General features: G+C 70.7%; 16 protein-coding genes and 1 tRNA gene. 11 read left to right on the forward strand and 6 right to left on the reverse strand.

Annotation, left to right across the window (positions count from 1 at the left end; genetic code table 11):
• Window positions 1-39 precede the first annotated feature (39 nt).
• From ACQ3I4_RS10360 to ACQ3I4_RS10380, 5 genes are all read right to left on the reverse strand, one after another.
• Window positions 40-762: a GNAT family N-acetyltransferase gene (locus tag ACQ3I4_RS10360; protein WP_329860647.1), complete on the reverse strand. Its 723-nt coding sequence runs from the start codon at window positions 760-762 to the stop codon at window positions 40-42.
• 39 nt (window positions 763-801) lie between these two features.
• Entirely contained in the window at window positions 802-1830 is a 1029-nt protein-coding gene (locus ACQ3I4_RS10365; protein ID WP_329860646.1) for a 6-phosphofructokinase, read from the reverse strand.
• 184 nt (window positions 1831-2014) lie between these two features.
• Window positions 2015-2260: a PspC domain-containing protein gene (locus ACQ3I4_RS10370; RefSeq protein ID WP_329860645.1), complete on the reverse strand. Its 246-nt coding sequence runs from the start codon at window positions 2258-2260 to the stop codon at window positions 2015-2017.
• 92 nt (window positions 2261-2352) lie between these two features.
• On the reverse strand, window positions 2353-2598 hold the full coding sequence (locus ACQ3I4_RS10375; protein WP_329860644.1) for a hypothetical protein: 246 nt from the start codon (window positions 2596-2598) through the stop codon (window positions 2353-2355).
• Window positions 2595-4130, reverse strand: coding sequence for a PspC domain-containing protein (locus ACQ3I4_RS10380; RefSeq protein ID WP_329860643.1), 1536 nt, complete (start codon window positions 4128-4130; stop codon window positions 2595-2597). Before ACQ3I4_RS10380 ends, ACQ3I4_RS10375 begins: the two co-directional genes overlap by 4 nt.
• Window positions 4131-4267: 137 nt before the next feature.
• On the opposite strand from ACQ3I4_RS10380, the gene ACQ3I4_RS10385 reads away from it, so the two are divergent.
• Both ACQ3I4_RS10385 and ACQ3I4_RS10390 read left to right on the forward strand, forming a co-directional pair.
• Window positions 4268-5527, forward strand: coding sequence for an ATP-binding protein (locus tag ACQ3I4_RS10385; RefSeq protein WP_329860641.1), 1260 nt, complete (start codon window positions 4268-4270; stop codon window positions 5525-5527).
• Window positions 5524-6177, forward strand: coding sequence for a response regulator transcription factor (locus ACQ3I4_RS10390; RefSeq protein WP_329860640.1), 654 nt, complete (start codon window positions 5524-5526; stop codon window positions 6175-6177). The genes ACQ3I4_RS10385 and ACQ3I4_RS10390 overlap by 4 nt, the downstream gene beginning before the upstream one ends.
• An 849-nt stretch (window positions 6178-7026) precedes the next feature.
• Here ACQ3I4_RS10390 and ACQ3I4_RS10395 read toward each other — a convergent pair.
• Entirely contained in the window at window positions 7027-8226 is a 1200-nt protein-coding gene (locus ACQ3I4_RS10395) for a pyridoxal phosphate-dependent aminotransferase (RefSeq protein WP_329860637.1), read from the reverse strand.
• A 203-nt stretch (window positions 8227-8429) separates the two neighbouring features.
• Between ACQ3I4_RS10395 and ACQ3I4_RS10400 the strand changes: the two genes are divergently transcribed.
• From ACQ3I4_RS10400 to ACQ3I4_RS10440, 9 genes are all read left to right on the forward strand, one after another.
• A tRNA-Trp gene (locus tag ACQ3I4_RS10400) sits at window positions 8430-8502 on the forward strand.
• A 125-nt stretch (window positions 8503-8627) separates the two neighbouring features.
• On the forward strand, window positions 8628-8900 hold the full coding sequence (gene secE, locus ACQ3I4_RS10405) for a preprotein translocase subunit SecE (RefSeq protein WP_329860635.1): 273 nt from the start codon (window positions 8628-8630) through the stop codon (window positions 8898-8900).
• A 70-nt stretch (window positions 8901-8970) separates the two neighbouring features.
• Window positions 8971-9846 carry a transcription termination/antitermination protein NusG gene (gene nusG / locus ACQ3I4_RS10410; RefSeq protein WP_329860634.1) on the forward strand — a complete coding sequence of 292 codons (876 nt, stop codon included), beginning with the start codon at window positions 8971-8973 and terminating at the stop codon, window positions 9844-9846.
• A 128-nt stretch (window positions 9847-9974) separates the two neighbouring features.
• The gene (gene rplK, locus ACQ3I4_RS10415; protein WP_329860632.1) at window positions 9975-10406 is read left to right on the forward strand and encodes a 50S ribosomal protein L11; all 432 of its coding nucleotides are present in this window, start codon (window positions 9975-9977) and stop codon (window positions 10404-10406) included.
• Window positions 10407-10547: 141 nt separating this feature from the next.
• Entirely contained in the window at window positions 10548-11252 is a 705-nt protein-coding gene (gene rplA / locus ACQ3I4_RS10420) for a 50S ribosomal protein L1 (RefSeq protein WP_329860630.1), read from the forward strand.
• Between the two features lie 165 nt (window positions 11253-11417).
• Complete coding sequence (locus tag ACQ3I4_RS10425) at window positions 11418-12548, forward strand: GNAT family N-acetyltransferase (protein ID WP_329860628.1); 1131 nt, start codon at window positions 11418-11420, stop codon at window positions 12546-12548.
• Window positions 12549-13070: 522 nt separating this feature from the next.
• A complete protein-coding gene (rplJ, locus tag ACQ3I4_RS10430) occupies window positions 13071-13640 on the forward strand; it encodes a 50S ribosomal protein L10 (protein ID WP_329860626.1) in 570 nt (189 codons plus the stop codon).
• Between the two features lie 68 nt (window positions 13641-13708).
• On the forward strand, window positions 13709-14086 hold the full coding sequence (gene rplL / locus ACQ3I4_RS10435; protein ID WP_329860624.1) for a 50S ribosomal protein L7/L12: 378 nt from the start codon (window positions 13709-13711) through the stop codon (window positions 14084-14086).
• Between the two features lie 183 nt (window positions 14087-14269).
• Entirely contained in the window at window positions 14270-15547 is a 1278-nt protein-coding gene (locus ACQ3I4_RS10440; RefSeq protein WP_329860622.1) for an acyltransferase family protein, read from the forward strand.
• Window positions 15548-15566: the final 19 nt, after the last annotated feature.

Consider the following 15566-nt stretch of genomic DNA (forward strand, 5'->3'; position numbering starts at 1 on the left):
GGACCCGGGTGGCCCGTGTCCCGGTGGCCCGGCTCCGGGTCAGATCCTGGCTTGCGTCAGCGACCCCGTGAGGACGAACCCCAATCCGTCCGCGGTCAGGTGCGCGGCGCGGTGGCTCACGGCGGCCCGCCACTGCGGGATGTAGCCCTCGGAGAGCGCCTCGTCCACGGCCACCGCCGCGATGTAGCTGGCCAGGCCGTGGCGGCGCAGCGGCGGCACGGTCAGTACCCCTACGTCCGCGATGAGGCCCTCCCAGACGTCGAAGCCGGCCCCCGCGAGCGGGGCGTGGCCCTCCTCGGCCAGGAGGGTGAAGGTGCTGGCGCGCCGGGCGAGGTCGATCCCGGACACATCGTCCCGCGGGCACGCGGCCTCGAGCTCGTGGGCATGGGCGGGATCGAAGGAGACCACGGTCGTGTCCGATTCGGCGACGTCGAGCGGCTCGTCGACGTAGTACAGGGCCTCCTCGCCGATGCCGCGGGTCCCGTCGCTGCCGCCGTGGGCGCGGACGAGCTGCACGAGCCCCGACTCCTGGGCGAGGGCATCGTCGTCGTACGCCCCGGACGCCTCCAGGAACCAGGCCGGCGCGCACAGCACCGAGCCGCGCAGGAGCCGCAGGAAGCGCACCGTTCCGTCGTCCGACTCCACCGTGAGCCGCTCCGCGGCTGCCCCGAGCGCCGCGTCCTGCAGGGCCGAATCCGCCAGCCCCAGCCGGCGCGCCCACGCCAGGGCGATGATCGCGCGGGTTCCCGATTCCAGTTCCATGCTCGCCAGCCTAGCCCCGGCCGTTCCGCGCGGCGGTGCTCAGCCGAAGAGGATCGCGGCCTCGTCGTAGCGGTGCTGGGGGACGCGCTTGAGGTTGTTCAGGGCGGCCTGGAAGGGGACGCGGTTGATGTGGGTGCCGCGCAGGGCCACCATGTTGCCCCAGGCCTTGTCCTGGACGGCGTCGGCGGCGGCCATGCCGAGGCGGGTGGCCAGGACGCGGTCGTAGGCCGTCGGGACGCCTCCGCGCTGGATGTGGCCCAGCACCGTCGCGCGGGTCTCGATGCCCGTGCCGTACTCGATCCGCTCCGCCAGCTGGTCGCCGATCCCGCCCAGGCGCGGCCGGCCGAAGGCGTCCAGGCCTCGGTCCGAGTAGGCCTCGTCAGCGCCCTCCGGGACCCAGCCCTCGGCGACGACGACGAGCGGTGCGCGGCCGCGCTCGTGGGCCTCGAGGACCCACGCGTTGACCTGCTCCATGGTCACCGACTGCTCCGGAATGAGGATCGCGTGGGCGCCGGCGGCCATGCCGCAGTGCAGCGCGATCCAGCCGACGTGGCGGCCCATGACCTCGGCCACCATGCACCGGTGGTGGGACTCGCCCGTCGTGCGCAACCGGTCGATCGCCTCGGTCGCGATCGAGACGGCGGTGTCGAAGCCGAACGTGTAGTCCGTGGCGTCGAGGTCGTTGTCGATGGTCTTCGGGACGCCGATGATCGGAAGCCCGGCGTCCGTGAGACGCTTCGCGGCCGCGAGGGTGCCCTCGCCGCCGATCGCGATCACGGCGTCGACGCCGAGGCGGTCGAGGGTCGCGCGGATGTTGTCCGGGCCGCCGTTCTCGCCCTCGAAGGGGTTGGTGCGCGACGTGCCGATGATGGTTCCGCCCTGCTTGGAGATGCCGCGGACGCGCTGACGGGGAAGCTCCACGATGTCGCCGTCGACGACGCCGCGCCAGCCGTCGAGGAACCCGACGAACTCATGGTCGTAGCTCTTGATGCCGTTCAGGACGGCCCCGCGGATGACCGCGTTCAGGCCGGGGCAGTCGCCGCCGCTGGTGAGGATACCGATGCGCATGTGGTGTGTTCAGCTTTCGTCTGGTGCTCGCCCCGTCAGGGGTCCAAGTGGTGAGCACGACGCTGGGCCCTGCCCCGATGCTAGCAAGCAGTGTGATGTAACGGCCACCACATGACCACGCCACGCGGGCCGCGCTTCGGTGGCGCGGCCCGCGGGGCGGTCGGCGTGAGGGGTGGCCGGGGTGCTACGGGCGCTGGCCGATGAACTTCTCGAGCGGGATGGAACCGTCCTGGTAGGGCAGGAGCAGCCAGGCCACGAGGTAGGTGGCGATCCCGACGAAGGGGAGCAGGAAGCTCAACAGGATCGCGATCCGGACCAGCGTCACGTCCCATCCGGTCTTGGCGGCGATGCCCCCGGCGATTCCGCCGAGGATCCGCTGCGGTCCGCGGCGGAAGGGGATGGAGCGGAGGGTGGAGAAGAAGGAGTCCATGGGTGACAGCCTTTCATGTCGGTGGTGTCGGGGAAAAGGGTGCGGGGCGGCCGGCCGCGGGGTGCGGGCCGGCCGCCCCGCTCGGGCGGGGCTCAGCCGCGCTGTCGACGCCGGCCGCTCGCGATGCCGCCGATGACGAGCAGCAGCCCGGCGCCGACGACGAGCGAGACGATCGTGATGGCCGGGTCCAGCGTGAAGCTGTAGAGCAGGGAGACGAGCATCAGCAGGCCGATCGCGACGACGACGAGCCCGAACACGAGCGTCCCGACCGGAAGCCGGACCTCCTCCTGCCCCGGATCCTGCCGCTGGGTGTCCTCGGGGCTGGTGTAGTCGTTCATCGCGTGACCTCCTGGGTGTCGACCTCGACGCTGTTGAAGGCGCCGTTGAGGATGATGGTCAAGGTGGGGCCCTCGGCCTCTGGGTTGACCTGGATGTTGTCCTGGCTGCCGATCCCGGAGTAGCGGACGGTGCCGGATGCACGGTGGACCTCGAGGTTGTAGAACGCGCTCGACGCCTTGATGACCACGGGGATGTTGTCGGGAACGGTGATCGAGGCGTTGCTGAACACCGTGGCCACTTCGAGGGTCGTGTCGCGCTCGAGCTCCCGGCCGTAGTGCGTGAGGTCGAGGTCGCTGTTGGCGAAGACGTAGGTGTAGCTGCCGTTCTCCTCGATCTCCACGGGCAGGTTCACGCCGAACACGCCGCGCTGGTGGACCACCGAGTTGGCGGTCATGCCCCCGATCAGGAGCGCCGGGACGAGCGCGACGACGGCCCAGCCGGTCAGCCCGCCCCCCGTGTGGCGCCGCAGCGCCGCGCCGACGAGCCCGGCGCCGAGGATGACGAGCGCTACCGCCATGGCCACCGCGGCCGTCTTGCCGCCGAGGTCGATCAGGTCCAGCAGCTCGGCCAGCACCGTGCCGCCCGCGGCCAGGACGGCCAGGCCCAGCACGATCGCCGTCGTCGATCCGGACAGCGCCGGAGTCGTCGGACCCGTCGGGGGGGCCGGCGCGGGCGGCGGGGGCGGGACGTCGTAGGCCGTCGCGCCGAGGGGCAGCGTCGGGGAGTAGGAGCCGCCGTCGACCCGGCCCGTGGGGCCGTCGCCGGCGGGAGTGGAGGCGAATCCGTGGGGCCGGTCCATGTCGGCCTCGCTTTCGTTCAAGGGGGTGGTGATCGGGGTGGTGTGCCCGCCGTCGGCGAAGGGGTACGACGCCGTGGCCTGGCCGCGGGCGTCGTCGGACCCGGCGGTGGCGCCCCCGGCGGGAGACGGATGGGGCTCCGCTCCGGGGCGCTCGCCGGAGGCGTCGGAGGCGTAGCTGCCGGAAGCGTCGCCCCCGGGGGAGCCGGAACCGTCTCCCGGGGCGTCGCCCCGCCCGGGGTCGGGAGGGGTGCCGTGCGCGGGGAAGGGGGCCCCGGCGTCGTACCCCGCACTGCCGGCGTTCCGGGAGCGCGAGGACGCGATCGCCCAGATCACCAGCGCGGCGACGACGGCGGTCCAGAAGGCCCCGCCCCACCAGCTGTACCAGCCGGACGCGGCCCAGGGCTCGAACGGGCCGGAGAAGCCGAACAGGCCCAGGACCGAGACGACGAGCGCGCCGGTCATGCCCCCGCTCCAGCGACCCCGGCCGGCTTCCTGGGCGTGGATCCGGCCGTCGGGACCGGGCAGCAGCGCCCAGGCCAGGCCGTAGGCGAGGACGCCGATGCCCGTGAAGAGCGCCAGCACCACCACGATGCCGCGGGACAGGACGGGGTCGATGCCGAAGCGGCGGCCGATGCCGGCCGCGACGCCGCCAAGCCAGCGGTCCTCGCTGCGCTTCACGCCCAGCCCCCGGACCCAGCGGAAGGAGGAACTCTCAACAGGTGCGTTTTCCATACCCACCATCCTTCCCAGCCGCCGCCCGCGCCGCCATGAGGGGCCACCCTGAACCGACCCTGAACGTGCCCCGGGCCCCCACGGGTTCTCCCCTGAGCCGGCCCCTGAACCCGTGCCCGGCGTGCTTGGATGGAGGCATGACCGAGACGATCGACCGCCCGCCGCTGGTCCGTGGCGGGACCCGCCTGGTGGCCGGGGTGTGCGCGGGGATCGCGCGGCACCTGGGCCTCGAGGTGCGCCCGGTCCGGATCGCCATGGCCGTCGCCGCCGTGTTCGGGCCCGGGCTCCTGCTCTACGCGTGGCTGTGGATCCTGCTGCCCAATGCCGAGGACGCCGAGCGGGACGGCGCCGGGAGGCGCACGAGCCTCGCCGAACGCCTGGGTGCCCAGGGCGCCGCGTCCGGACCCTTCGGCCGGACCGCCGCGCGGGAAGTCCTGCTCGGCGTCGCGCTCCTGGGCGTCGGCGCCCTGCTCGTGGCGCAGATGCAGGGGCTCGCGATCGCCTGGAACCTGCTCTGGCCGCTCGTCATCGTCGTCGCCGGGGCCATCATCGCCTGGCTGCAGCTCGACACGGTGCGGCGCGACGGGCTCAAGCGCAGCATGGGCGCCCAGGGGGCCGCCGGCGTCGCGCGACTCGTGGGAGGTCTCGGCCTCGTCGTCGTCGGCCTCGTCTTCCTCGTCTCCGGCGCGGTCAGCGTCGAATCGCTGTGGACCGGGGCGCTCGTCTCGCTCGTCGTCCTGGCCGGCGTCGTCCTGGTCCTGCTGCCGTGGGGCCTGGGGTTCTGGCGTGACTACGCCGCGGAGCGTGCCTCCCGCATCCGCGCGTCCGAGCGGGCCGAGATCGCCGCGCACCTGCACGATTCCGTGCTGCAGACCCTGGCCCTGATCCAGAAGCGCGCGGGGGACGAGGCCCAGGTCCTGCGGCTCGCCCGCGCCCAGGAACGCGAGCTGCGCCAATGGCTCTACCAGGACGCGCCGTCGGCCGAAGGCGACATCGGCGAGGCCGTGCGGGGCGAGGCGGCCCGGCTCGAGGAATCGCACGACGCCGTGATCGAGGTCGTCGTGGTGGGCCGGCTCTCCGGGCTGCTGGGGCACGACGCGCTCCTGCAGGCGACGCGCGAGGCCATGCTCAACGCCGCCAAGCACGCCGGGGGGACCGTGTCCGTCTACGTCGAGGCGCGCGCGGACGGGGTCGACGTGTTCGTCCGGGACCGCGGGCGGGGCTTCGACGTCGACGCCGTCGGGGAGGACCGGCTCGGCGTCCGCGAATCGATCATCGGGCGGATGCAGCGCAACGGCGGCAGCGCCGCGATCCGCAGCTCCCCGGACGGCACCGAGGTCCGGCTGTCCATGCCCCACGAACCCGACGGAACCGAAGACAAGGCAGGCACCCCATGAGCAGCACCCCGATCCCGGTGGTCGTCATCGACGACCACGCCATCTTCCGCTCAGGGCTCAAGGCGGACCTCGACGAGCGCATCCAGGTCGTCGGCGAGGCCGGAACGGTCGAAGGGGCCGTGCGCGCCGTGACCGAGCTGCGCCCCGCCGTCGTCCTCCTCGACGTGCACCTGCCCGGTGGGCGCGGGGGCGGGGGAGCGGAGGTCCTGGCCGCGTGTGCCGGGATGCTGGGGGACGTGCGGTTCCTGGCCTTGAGCGTCTCCGATGCCGCGGAGGACGTCGTGACCGTGATCCGCGCCGGCGCGCGCGGCTACATCACCAAGTCGGCGTCAGGACGCGAGATCTCGGACGCCGTGGAGCGCATCGCCGGGGGAGACGCCGTCTTCTCGCCGCGGCTGGCCGGGTTCGTCCTGGACGCCTTCGGCACGAGCGCCGCGGTGAGCGCCGACGACGAGCTGGATCTGCTCTCGGCGCGGGAACTCGAGGTCATGCGGCTCATCGCGCGCGGCTACAGCTACAAGGAAGTGGCCAAGGACCTGTTCATCTCCGTCAAGACCGTCGAGACCCATGTGTCCTCCGTCTTGCGCAAGCTCCAGCTCTCCAACCGTCACGAGCTGACCCGCTGGGCCGTGGACCGGCGGATCCTGTAGGCGCGCCCCGCGCGTGGTCTGCCGCCCTGCACTTGGCCTCCACCGCGGTCCCTGCACCGGGAACCAGGCTCCGGTTCTCCACAGGGGGCCGCTGGCCGCGCCCGGGGCAGGGAGCCGGTGGCAGGGTGGGGGCATGGCGCGACGAGGGGGGCCATCCGTCGAATCGGTCCTGGAGGAGTGGGGCAGGCCGGCCAGCGCCCGGGAGCTGCGGGCGGCCGGCGTGGGATGGCGTGCACTGGAGGAGCCCCCTCTGGGACCCGCCGTCGAACGGACGCCGTCCGGGCTCCTCTACGTCCCCGGCATGCCGTGGGCCAGCGTGGTGGCTCGGGAGATGCGCGGAGCGCCCGCCTGCGTCACGGCTGCCGAGGCGATGGGGCTGTCCATCTGGCGGCCGGGGGCATCCGTGCACGTGGCGACCCGGATGGCGAGGCCGCGGCGGCCGTGGCCGGAGGCACCGCCCGTCGTCCTGCATCTTCTCGCCCGCCTCGACGACGTGCTCCCCGTGGGGCAGGTCCTCGGCCAGGTCATGCGGTGCCTGCCGGAACTGGAGGCCCTCGTGACGGTCGAGTCGGCCGTGAACCGCGGCCTCTTCACGATGGACGACGCGCGTCAGCGGGTCCTCGGTCCCGGCTCGTCCTCGGCCCGGCGGATCCTCGACCGCGTCGACCCCGGCGCGCAACCGCCGGCGGGGCAACGCGGCGAGCCGCGCCCGGAGGCACCTGCTCAGGATCCCGGCGCGGTGGGTGCTCCGGAAACCGCAGCGGGCCGTCGAGGAGGTCGACGCGTGGTTCGCCGGTTGACCCGGGCGGCCGCTGCCCGGGCTATGGCGTCCGGTCTACGGCGCCGGGCCTACTTGGCGCGGCCGAGGAGGTCCTGGATCCGGCCGACGCCCTCGGCGAGGTCGGCGTCGCCGAGCGCGTAGGAGAGCCGGACGTAGCCGGAGGGGCCGAACGCCTCGCCCGGAACGATCGCGACCTCGGCCTTGTCCAGGATCAGGGCCGCGAGCTCCGCCGAGGTGGCCGGACGAACGCCGTCGATCTCACGGCCCAGGAGGCCGCGCACGTCGGCGTAGGCGTAGAAGGCGCCTTGCGGGACGGGGCACTCGACGCCGTCGATCGCGTTGAGGGCCGCGACCATGGCCTGGCGGCGGCGGTCGAAGGCGACGCGCATCTCGGCCACGGCGTCGAGCGGACCGGAGACGGCGGCTAGGGCCGCCATCTGGGACACGTTGGAGACGTTGGAGGTCGCGTGGGACTGGAGGTTCGTGGCGGCCTTGACGACGTCGGCCGGGCCGGCCATCCATCCCACACGCCAGCCGGTCATGGCGTAGGTCTTGGCGACACCGTTGAGGATCACGACGCGGTCCCCGAGCTCGGGAGCGGCCGTGGCGATCGAGGTGAACTCGGCGCCGTCGTACGTCAGGTGCTCGTAGATCTCGTCGGTGACGACCCAGAGGCCCTTCTCCGCGGCCCAGCGTCCGATCTCGGCGACCTGCTCCGGGGTGTAGACGGCGCCGGTGGGGTTGGACGGGGAGACGAACAGCAGCACCTTGGTGCGGTCCGTCACGGCCGCCTCGAGCTGCTCGACCGTGACGAGGTAGCCCTGCTCCGGACCGGCGAAGACCTCGACGGGCACGCCGCCCGCGAGGCGGATGGCCTCCGGGTAGGTGGTCCAGAACGGCGTGGGGACGATGACCTCGTCGCCCGGATCCAGGAGCGTCGCGAACGCGTTGTAGACGGCCTGCTTGCCGCCGTTGGTCACGAGGACCTGGGATGCCTCGATCGAGTAGCCGGAATCGCGCAGCGTCTTCTCGGCGATCGCGGCCTTGAGCTCGGGCAGGCCGGCCGCGGGGGAATAGCGGTGGAAGCGCGGTTCACGGGCCGCGGCGACGGCGGCCTCCACCACGTAGTCGGGCGTCGGGAAGTCCGGCTCGCCGGCGCCGAAGCCGATCACGGGACGGCCTGCCGCCTTGAGGGCCTTGGCCTTGGCGTCGACGGCGAGGGTTGCGGATTCTGCGATGGAACCGATGCGGCGGGAAATGCGGGACATGGATTCGCTTCCTGACGGGTGGGGTGGGCGCGTCCTCCCAGCTTAGCCACGAGGCGGGCCGCGATCACCTGATTGCGTCCCGGCCGCCGGTTCGACTTGTGCTTCAGGATTGCGTAGACTGTTTCCTCGGTGTTGGAATACGCCTCGATGGACTGCGCACTCGCCCCCACCGGCACGTCGCAGGACAACGGGTTCCAATCCATAGGGTAGTGGCGCAATTGGTAGCGCAGCGGTCTCCAAAACCGCAGGTTGCAGGTTCGAGTCCTGTCTGCCCTGCGCAGTGGCAACCCACGGTTCGCACCGTGAGAAGCTCGGCAAAATCCACGTCACGGTGTGTTGCGGCCGACAGGCTGCGGTGCACCGTGATTGTTTCAAGAAGCGAAAACGCGAAACGAGGAACAGTGACCGAAACGGCTGCGGGCGAACCGCAGGGTGCACCGCGGGACCGGAAAGGCGCCAAGGACAAGGGCGGCTTCTTCGCCCGCATCTTCCTGTTCTTCCGCCAGGTCGTCGCCGAGCTGAAGAAGGTCGTCACCCCGACCCGCAGCGAACTGGTCAACTACACCCTGATGGTCCTGGGATTCGTCATCGTGGTGATGCTGATCGTCACCGCTCTGGACTTCGTGTTCGGCCAGGGCTCCATCTTCGTCTTCACGAATCCGCCGGAGCAGTAAGGTCAGCCGCCGGGCCGAGCCGCCCGGCGAACCGCCCTGGTGTCACCGTCAAAGAAAGCAGGAAACCCTAGTGTCCGAGAAGGAACTCGAAGCGCAGGTCAACGGCGAGTCCGCTGACCAGGCCACCGAGGTCGACGCCGAGCTGGCGTCGGCCGATTCCGTCGTTTCCGGCGATGACGCGTCCGCGGACGCCGTCACGGAGGACGTGGTGTCCGGAGCCGACGGCGACGACGCGGAGGCCGGGCAGGACGAGGCGGACGACTACGCCGACTCCGCAGACGACGACGCCGAGGCGCTCGGCGGGGAGGACGACGCGGAAGGCGCCGAGGCCGCGCCGGAGGTGGACCCCAAGGAGGAGTTCCGCACCCAGCTGCGCCGCCAGCCGGGCGACTGGTACGTCATCCACTCCTACGCCGGCTACGAGAACCGCGTGAAGGTGAACCTGGAGACCCGCATCCAGACCCTCGGCATGGAGGATTTCATCTACGAGATCCAGGTGCCGATGGAAGAGGTCGTGGAGATCAAGAACACGACGCGCAAGATCGTCCGCCGCGTCCGCATTCCCGGCTACGTGCTCGTGCGCATGGAGCTCACCGACGCCTCGTGGGGCGCCGTGCGCCACACCCCGGGCGTGACGGGCTTCGTCGGCAACGCCCACGATCCGGTGCCGTTGAGCCTCGACGAGGTGTTCTCGATGCTCGAGCACACGATCATCACGGAGGAGCAGGCCGCGTCCACCAAGCCGGGCCGCGCTCCGATCACCCAGGTGAACGTCGACTTCACGGTCGGCGAGTCGGTGACCGTCAACGACGGCCCGTTCGAGACCCTTCCGGCGACGATCTCCGAGATCAAGCTGGAGTCCCAGCAGCTGGTGGTCCTCGTCTCGATCTTCGAGCGCGAGACGCCGGTGACCCTGTCCTTCAACCAGGTCACCAAGATCCAGTAGCCACCCAAGACCTCGCCTCCACCGGCCGCTTTACCGGTGCCGGCGATCCGGCCGCCGCGCCACGGCGGCCAACCCCCTGGAGCACGCTCCTGTGTCCCAGGGAAACGCAATGAGAAGAAGGACCCGACATGGCCCCGAAGAAAAAGGTCACCGGCCTCATCAAGCTGCAGATCCAGGCAGGTGCCGCCAACCCGGCCCCGCCGATCGGTCCCGCGCTTGGTCAGCACGGTGTCAACATCATGGAGTTCTGCAAGGCTTACAACGCCGCCACCGAAGCGCAGCGCGGCAATGTGATCCCCGTGGAGATCACGGTCTACGAAGACCGCTCCTTCACCTTCATCACCAAGACCCCGCCGGCAGCCGAGCTGATCAAGAAGGCCGCAGGCGTCGCCAAGGGATCGGCCACCCCGCACACCGACAAGGTGGCGAAGCTGACCCAGGCGCAGGTCGAGGAGATCGCGACGACCAAGATGGAAGACCTCAACGCCAACGACATCAAGGCCGCGGCCAAGATCATCGCCGGCACCGCCCGCTCCATGGGCATCACGGTCGAGGGCTAACACCCACCCCCGCCTCCCACCGGAGGCAATCCAACCAGAGGAAACGACGGCGAAACGCACCGAGGGTGCGCGCCACCGCCGTCGTAGTGGCAGGGTCGAGCGCGATCCACGAGACCACGACTGCATAAGGAGAACAAGCAGATGGCAAAGCGCAGCAAAGCATACGAGGCAGCCGTCGCCAAGATCGACGGCGACAAGGTCTACACCCCGGTCGAGGCGATCGCCCTGGCCCGCGAGACCGGTTCCGCCAAGACGGACGCGACCGTCGAGGTCGCCTTCCGCCTGGGCGTCGACCCGCGCAAGGCGGACCAGATGGTCCGCGGCACGGTGAACCTCCCGCACGGCACGGGCAAGACCGCCCGCGTCCTGGTCTTCGCGAACGGCGACAAGGCCGAGGCCGCGATCGCCGCCGGCGCCGACTTCGTCGGCTCCGACGACCTGATCGAGAAGATCGCGGGCGGCTGGACCGACTTCGACGCCGCCGTGGCGACCCCGGACCTCATGGGCAAGGTCGGCCGCCTGGGCAAGGTCCTCGGCCCCCGCAACCTGATGCCGAACCCGAAGGTCGGCACGGTGACCATGGACGTCGCCAAGGCCGTCAACGACATCAAGGGCGGCAAGATCGACTTCCGCGTCGACAAGCACTCCAACCTCCACTTCATCATCGGCAAGGTCTCCTTCGAGCAGGACAAGCTCGCGGAGAACTACGCCGCGGCGCTGGAGGAAGTGCTCCGCCTGAAGCCGTCCGCTTCCAAGGGCCGCTACATCCAGAAGGCCACCGTCTCCACCACCTTCGGCCCGGGCATCCCCGTGGACCCGAACGTGACCAAGGTCGTCGGCGCCTAGGACCCCCTCCGGCCGCACGGCCGGTCAGGTCCGGCAGGGCCCGTTCCGCTTCGGCGGAACGGGCCCTGCTTTTTGTCGCCGGGGCCATTGCCAGGTTCCGCGGGCTGGGTCTAAAGTGTGATTGAGAAATCTCAATCACATCTCCTACCTTGCCGAGGAACCGTCATGGACACCACCGCCCCCGCCACCCGCGGGTTCACCGTCGCCGAGCTGCCCATCCCGCCGTCGCTCGACGCGCCCGGGGCCGGGGACTACATCGCCTCCGTCGAGCTCGTCGAGTCCTCGCAGGCCGGGGTCCTTGGCCATGGCGACTTCATCGAGGGCCCGGTACGGGCGCTCGTGGGCCACGAGGAGACGCCGTACACGCGGTCGCTGCGCTTCGCGGCACGGGACGGGGCCGGCAGGATCATCGGGGTCGCCGCGGTGCACTTGCCGCTGGCCGAGAACACGGACATGGCGATCGCCTATGTCGCCGTCGACCCGGCGCACCGGCGCCGGGGAATCGGCACGGCGCTCTTCCGGGCGGCCGAGGACGCGTGCGTGGACCTCGGACGCACGCGGCTCAATGCCTGGGTCGACTATCCGACGGCGCCGCTGCCGGGCGAGGGGCCCGAGGGCTCGCTCGTGCTTCCGAGCAAGGGCGACGGCGCCGTGCCGGCCGATTCCCCGACGACGTTGTTCGCCCGCTCCCTGGGCATGGAGCTCAAGCAGGTCGAGCGGGTGAGCCGCATGGACCTCCCGCGGCCCGCGGGGCTGCTCGAGGACCTGGAGGCCCGGGCGAGGGCCGCGTCGGAGGAGGAGTACGACGTCGTCAGCTGGGTCGGGCGCGTCCCGGAGGACGCCGTCGAGGACTACTGCCGCATGGTGGAGCGCATGGACGTCGATCCTCCCCTGGGCGGGCTCGAGTGGGAGGAGTCGGTCTGGGACGAGGCGCGGCTGCGCACGGCCGAGGACCGGGACGAGCGTCGGGACAACGAGCTCGTCACGACGTGTGCCGTGCACCGCGCGAGCGGCGATCTGGTGGCCTTTACTGTGTTGCTTGTCATGCGCGAGAAGCCCACGGTGGCCTATCAGGAGGACACCCTCGTGATGGGCGGCCACCGGGGCCACCGGCTCGGCATGCTCGTCAAGACCGTGAACCTGAAGAGGACGCTGGAAGCGTTTCCCCATGTCGGACGCGTCTACACGTGGAACGCCGAGGAAAACGAGCACATGCTCGCCATCAACGTCGCCATGGGATTCGTGCCGGTGCATTCCGAAGGCGCATGGCAAAAAAGTGCGGTGAATCGGCGGTGAGAGGTTGGTTCAGGCGGCCCGCATGCTGCTAACCTTGTGGTGTTGGTGATTCACAATCCCAGCCTGCGTGTGCGAGCGCAGTCCGCGCCGGTAGGTTCCCCAAGCCTCCGGTTGCGATGGAGTTACGGTGCGTTCCCCCAAGCCGCACCGTAACGAATAGAGAGGCCGGGCCACCCCCGCTGTCCCCCAAGTGGCGCGGGTGGTCCGGTCCTCGTTCGTCCAGGCACCCTTCGCGTGTTCCAGGGCCTCGATTTGGCCGCCGCGGCGGCCCCACGTTATGCTTGAGTCACCAAAGACCGTCGGTCGATGCCATCCCATCAGGAATCCGGATTCTCCGGTGCCCGGGGCGGCATCCGAAAGTTCCTCATTCAGGACGGCCCACGCAGGTGAACGAACCAAGCCGCTCCGGTAACCCGGAGCCAGGCGAAGCCCCGTGCACCTGCCCGGGGCGTTTTTTATGTGCAGGCCCACCCGGGCCTCGGGGACTGGTCGACGACCGAATCAATCCCCGGAAGGAGGGTTATGGCAACGCCGAACAAGGTTTCCGCAGTCGAGGAGATCACCGCCGACTTCAAGGAGTCGACCGCCGCTGTCCTGACCGAATACCGCGGGCTTTCCGTTGCACAGCTCAAGGAGTTGCGCCGCTCGCTGGGTCAGGAGACCAAGTACGCGGTCGTGAAGAACACCCTCACGGGCATTGCAGCCAAGGAAGCGGGCATCGACGCGTTCGATGGCCAGCTTGCCGGCCCCACCGCCATCGCCTTCATCAAGGGCGATGCCGTGGCCGCTGCCAAGAGCCTCACGGAATTCGCCAAGGACAACAAGCAGCTGGTCATCAAGACCGGCTACTTCGAGGGCAAGGCCATGGACGCTTCCGAGGTGGCCGCCCTGGCCGCCCTGGAGTCCCGCGAGTTCCAGCTGTCCCGCGTGGCCGGTGTGCTCAAGGCCCCGGCATCCGCCGCTGCGCGCATCATCGATGCCCTGCGCCTGAAGCTCGAAGAAGAAGGTGGCGCTGCGCCGGCTCCGGCCGAGGCTCCCGCCGCTGAGGCCGAGGAAGCACCCGCTGCCGAAGCTGCCACCGAAGAGGCCTAGGCCTTCTTCACCCCACCCCCAAACTCGCGGATCCCACGGATTCCGCCCCACGGAAAGGACGCCACACCATGGCGAAGCTCACCACCGAAGAGCTCCTTGAGGCTTTCAAGGAAATGACCATCATCGAGCTCTCCGAGTTCGTTAAGACCTTCGAGGAGACCTTCGAGGTCACCGCGGCCGCCGTGGCCGTTGCCGGCCCGGCCGGCGGCGCCGGCGAGGCCGCCGCCGAGGAGAAGACCGAGTTCGACGTGGTCCTCGAGGCCGCCGGCGACAAGAAGATCGCCGTCATCAAGGAGGTCCGCGCGCTGACCTCGCTGGGTCTGAAGGAAGCCAAGGACCTGGTTGACTCCGCTCCGAAGGCCGTCCTCGAGGGCGCCACCAAGGAAGCCGCTGACAAGGCCAAGGAGGCCCTCGAGGCCGCCGGCGCCACGGTCACCGTCAAGTAGTCGTTCCGACTGCCGCGAAGGCCCCGCCCACCTGCTGGTGGGCGGGGCCTTTCGCATGCCCCGCGGACCTGGCGGCAGCGGACCGGGTGAGGCGCGTTACGGAATCGACGGCGGGAATCCGGTAGGGTTGATTGGTCACGAAAAGGTAACGGAGCGATTCCCGGAGCGGAAGGGGCAGGATCCATGGGCAGGACGACGACGATCGAGGCGCCGCGGGCCGGGGCGTCACCGGGCTCTGGAACATCCCCGGCTGCCGGCGCGGCACGGTCCGCCGGGAGCCCGGGCGGCGACGCCGGCGCGGCACGCGGCCCCCGCCTGGCCCTGCTCGACGGGCTCCGGCTCGTGGCGGCCCTGCTCGTGGTCCTCTACCACTACACGGCGTGGCACCACGGCCACTGGGGCGTCGAGCCCGCCAAGGACGCGTGGCCGGTACTGTCGCGGTTCACGCTCTTCGGCAACATGGGCGTGCAGCTCTTCTTCGTCATCAGCGGCTTCGTGATCCTGCTCTCGAGCTACGGCAAGTCGCCGGCCCGCTTCATCGGCTCGCGGATCGGCCGGCTGTTCCCCGCCTACTGGGCGGCGGTGCTGCTCACCGGCGTCCTGGTGTTCTTCATCTGGCCCTCCATGGGGGAGCGGCTGAGCTACGTCGACTGGGCCGTGAACCTGACCATGCTGCAGGGCGGCACCGGGAATCCGCACGTCGACGGCGTCTACTGGACGCTCTGGGCCGAGCTGCGCTTCTACGCGCTCGTGCTGCTCGTGATGCTCCTGGGCTGGCAGACCCCGCGCCGGCTCCTCGCCTTCGCCGCGGCCTGGCCCGTCGCGGCCCTCGCGGCCCCGCTGCTTCCCGGGAACTTCCTCAGTCACGCGCTGATGCCGGAGTACGCGCCGCTCTTCGCGGGCGGAATGGTGCTGTTCCTGATGTACCGCTTCGGCCAGACGCCCCTGCGCTGGGCCGTCCTCGGCTTGAACGTGGTCCTCTCGGCCCACCACGCGGGCGTCACGGGGGCGAGGGAGGCCGAGGAGCTCGTCGGCTACTCGGTGCCCGAGCCCGTCTACTGGGCGATCGTCGCCGGGATCTTCGCCGTCGTCGCGCTCCTGTCGCTGACCCGCCTGCGCTCGGTGTCCCTCCCCGGGATGGCCCTGGCCGGTGCCCTGACCTACCCCGTGTACCTCCTGCACCAGGTGTGGGGCTGGTGGATCATCGACCAGTTGAGCCCGTGGATGCCGCGCTGGGCGGTCCTGCCACTCGTCATCGCGATCGTGGGTGCGGCCGCCTACCTCGTCCACCGCCACATCGAACGGCGCTTCGGCCGCCGGCTCGGCCAGGCCGCGACCCGACTGGTCGAGGCGGTCGAGGCCCGCCGCGCGCCGGCCCGGGCCTTCGCGCGCCGCGTGATGGAGGCGCCGGCCGTGAGGGTGCTGCCCAACAGCGTCGGCGGGATCGTCCGCGGCCGCTGAGCCGGCCACACCGGACGAC

This window comes from Zafaria sp. Z1313, assembly GCF_050563205.1.
Classification (GTDB): domain Bacteria; phylum Actinomycetota; class Actinomycetes; order Actinomycetales; family Micrococcaceae; genus JAZDCJ01.

Bases quoted from the DNA above. Each gene is read 5' to 3' on its own strand.
- ACQ3I4_RS10425 (WP_329860628.1), top strand. From the start codon at position 11,418: ATGGACACCACCGCCCCCGCCACCCGCGGGTTCACCGTCGCCGAGCTG.
- ACQ3I4_RS10440 (WP_329860622.1), top strand. From the start codon at position 14,270: ATGGGCAGGACGACGACGATCGAGGCGCCGCGGGCCGGGGCGTCACCG.
- ACQ3I4_RS10390 (WP_329860640.1), top strand. From the start codon at position 5,524: ATGAGCAGCACCCCGATCCCGGTGGTCGTCATCGACGACCACGCCATC.
- rplA (WP_329860630.1), top strand. From the start codon at position 10,548: ATGGCAAAGCGCAGCAAAGCATACGAGGCAGCCGTCGCCAAGATCGAC.
- ACQ3I4_RS10385 (WP_329860641.1), top strand. From the start codon at position 4,268: ATGACCGAGACGATCGACCGCCCGCCGCTGGTCCGTGGCGGGACCCGC.
- rplL (WP_329860624.1), top strand. From the start codon at position 13,709: ATGGCGAAGCTCACCACCGAAGAGCTCCTTGAGGCTTTCAAGGAAATG.
- ACQ3I4_RS10375 (WP_329860644.1), bottom strand. From the start codon at position 2,598: ATGAACGACTACACCAGCCCCGAGGACACCCAGCGGCAGGATCCGGGG.
- rplK (WP_329860632.1), top strand. From the start codon at position 9,975: ATGGCCCCGAAGAAAAAGGTCACCGGCCTCATCAAGCTGCAGATCCAG.
- ACQ3I4_RS10395 (WP_329860637.1), bottom strand. From the start codon at position 8,226: ATGTCCCGCATTTCCCGCCGCATCGGTTCCATCGCAGAATCCGCAACC.
- ACQ3I4_RS10365 (WP_329860646.1), bottom strand. From the start codon at position 1,830: ATGCGCATCGGTATCCTCACCAGCGGCGGCGACTGCCCCGGCCTGAAC.
- ACQ3I4_RS10380 (WP_329860643.1), bottom strand. From the start codon at position 4,130: ATGGAAAACGCACCTGTTGAGAGTTCCTCCTTCCGCTGGGTCCGGGGG.
- ACQ3I4_RS10360 (WP_329860647.1), bottom strand. From the start codon at position 762: ATGGAACTGGAATCGGGAACCCGCGCGATCATCGCCCTGGCGTGGGCG.
- ACQ3I4_RS10370 (WP_329860645.1), bottom strand. From the start codon at position 2,260: ATGGACTCCTTCTTCTCCACCCTCCGCTCCATCCCCTTCCGCCGCGGA.
- rplJ (WP_329860626.1), top strand. From the start codon at position 13,071: ATGGCAACGCCGAACAAGGTTTCCGCAGTCGAGGAGATCACCGCCGAC.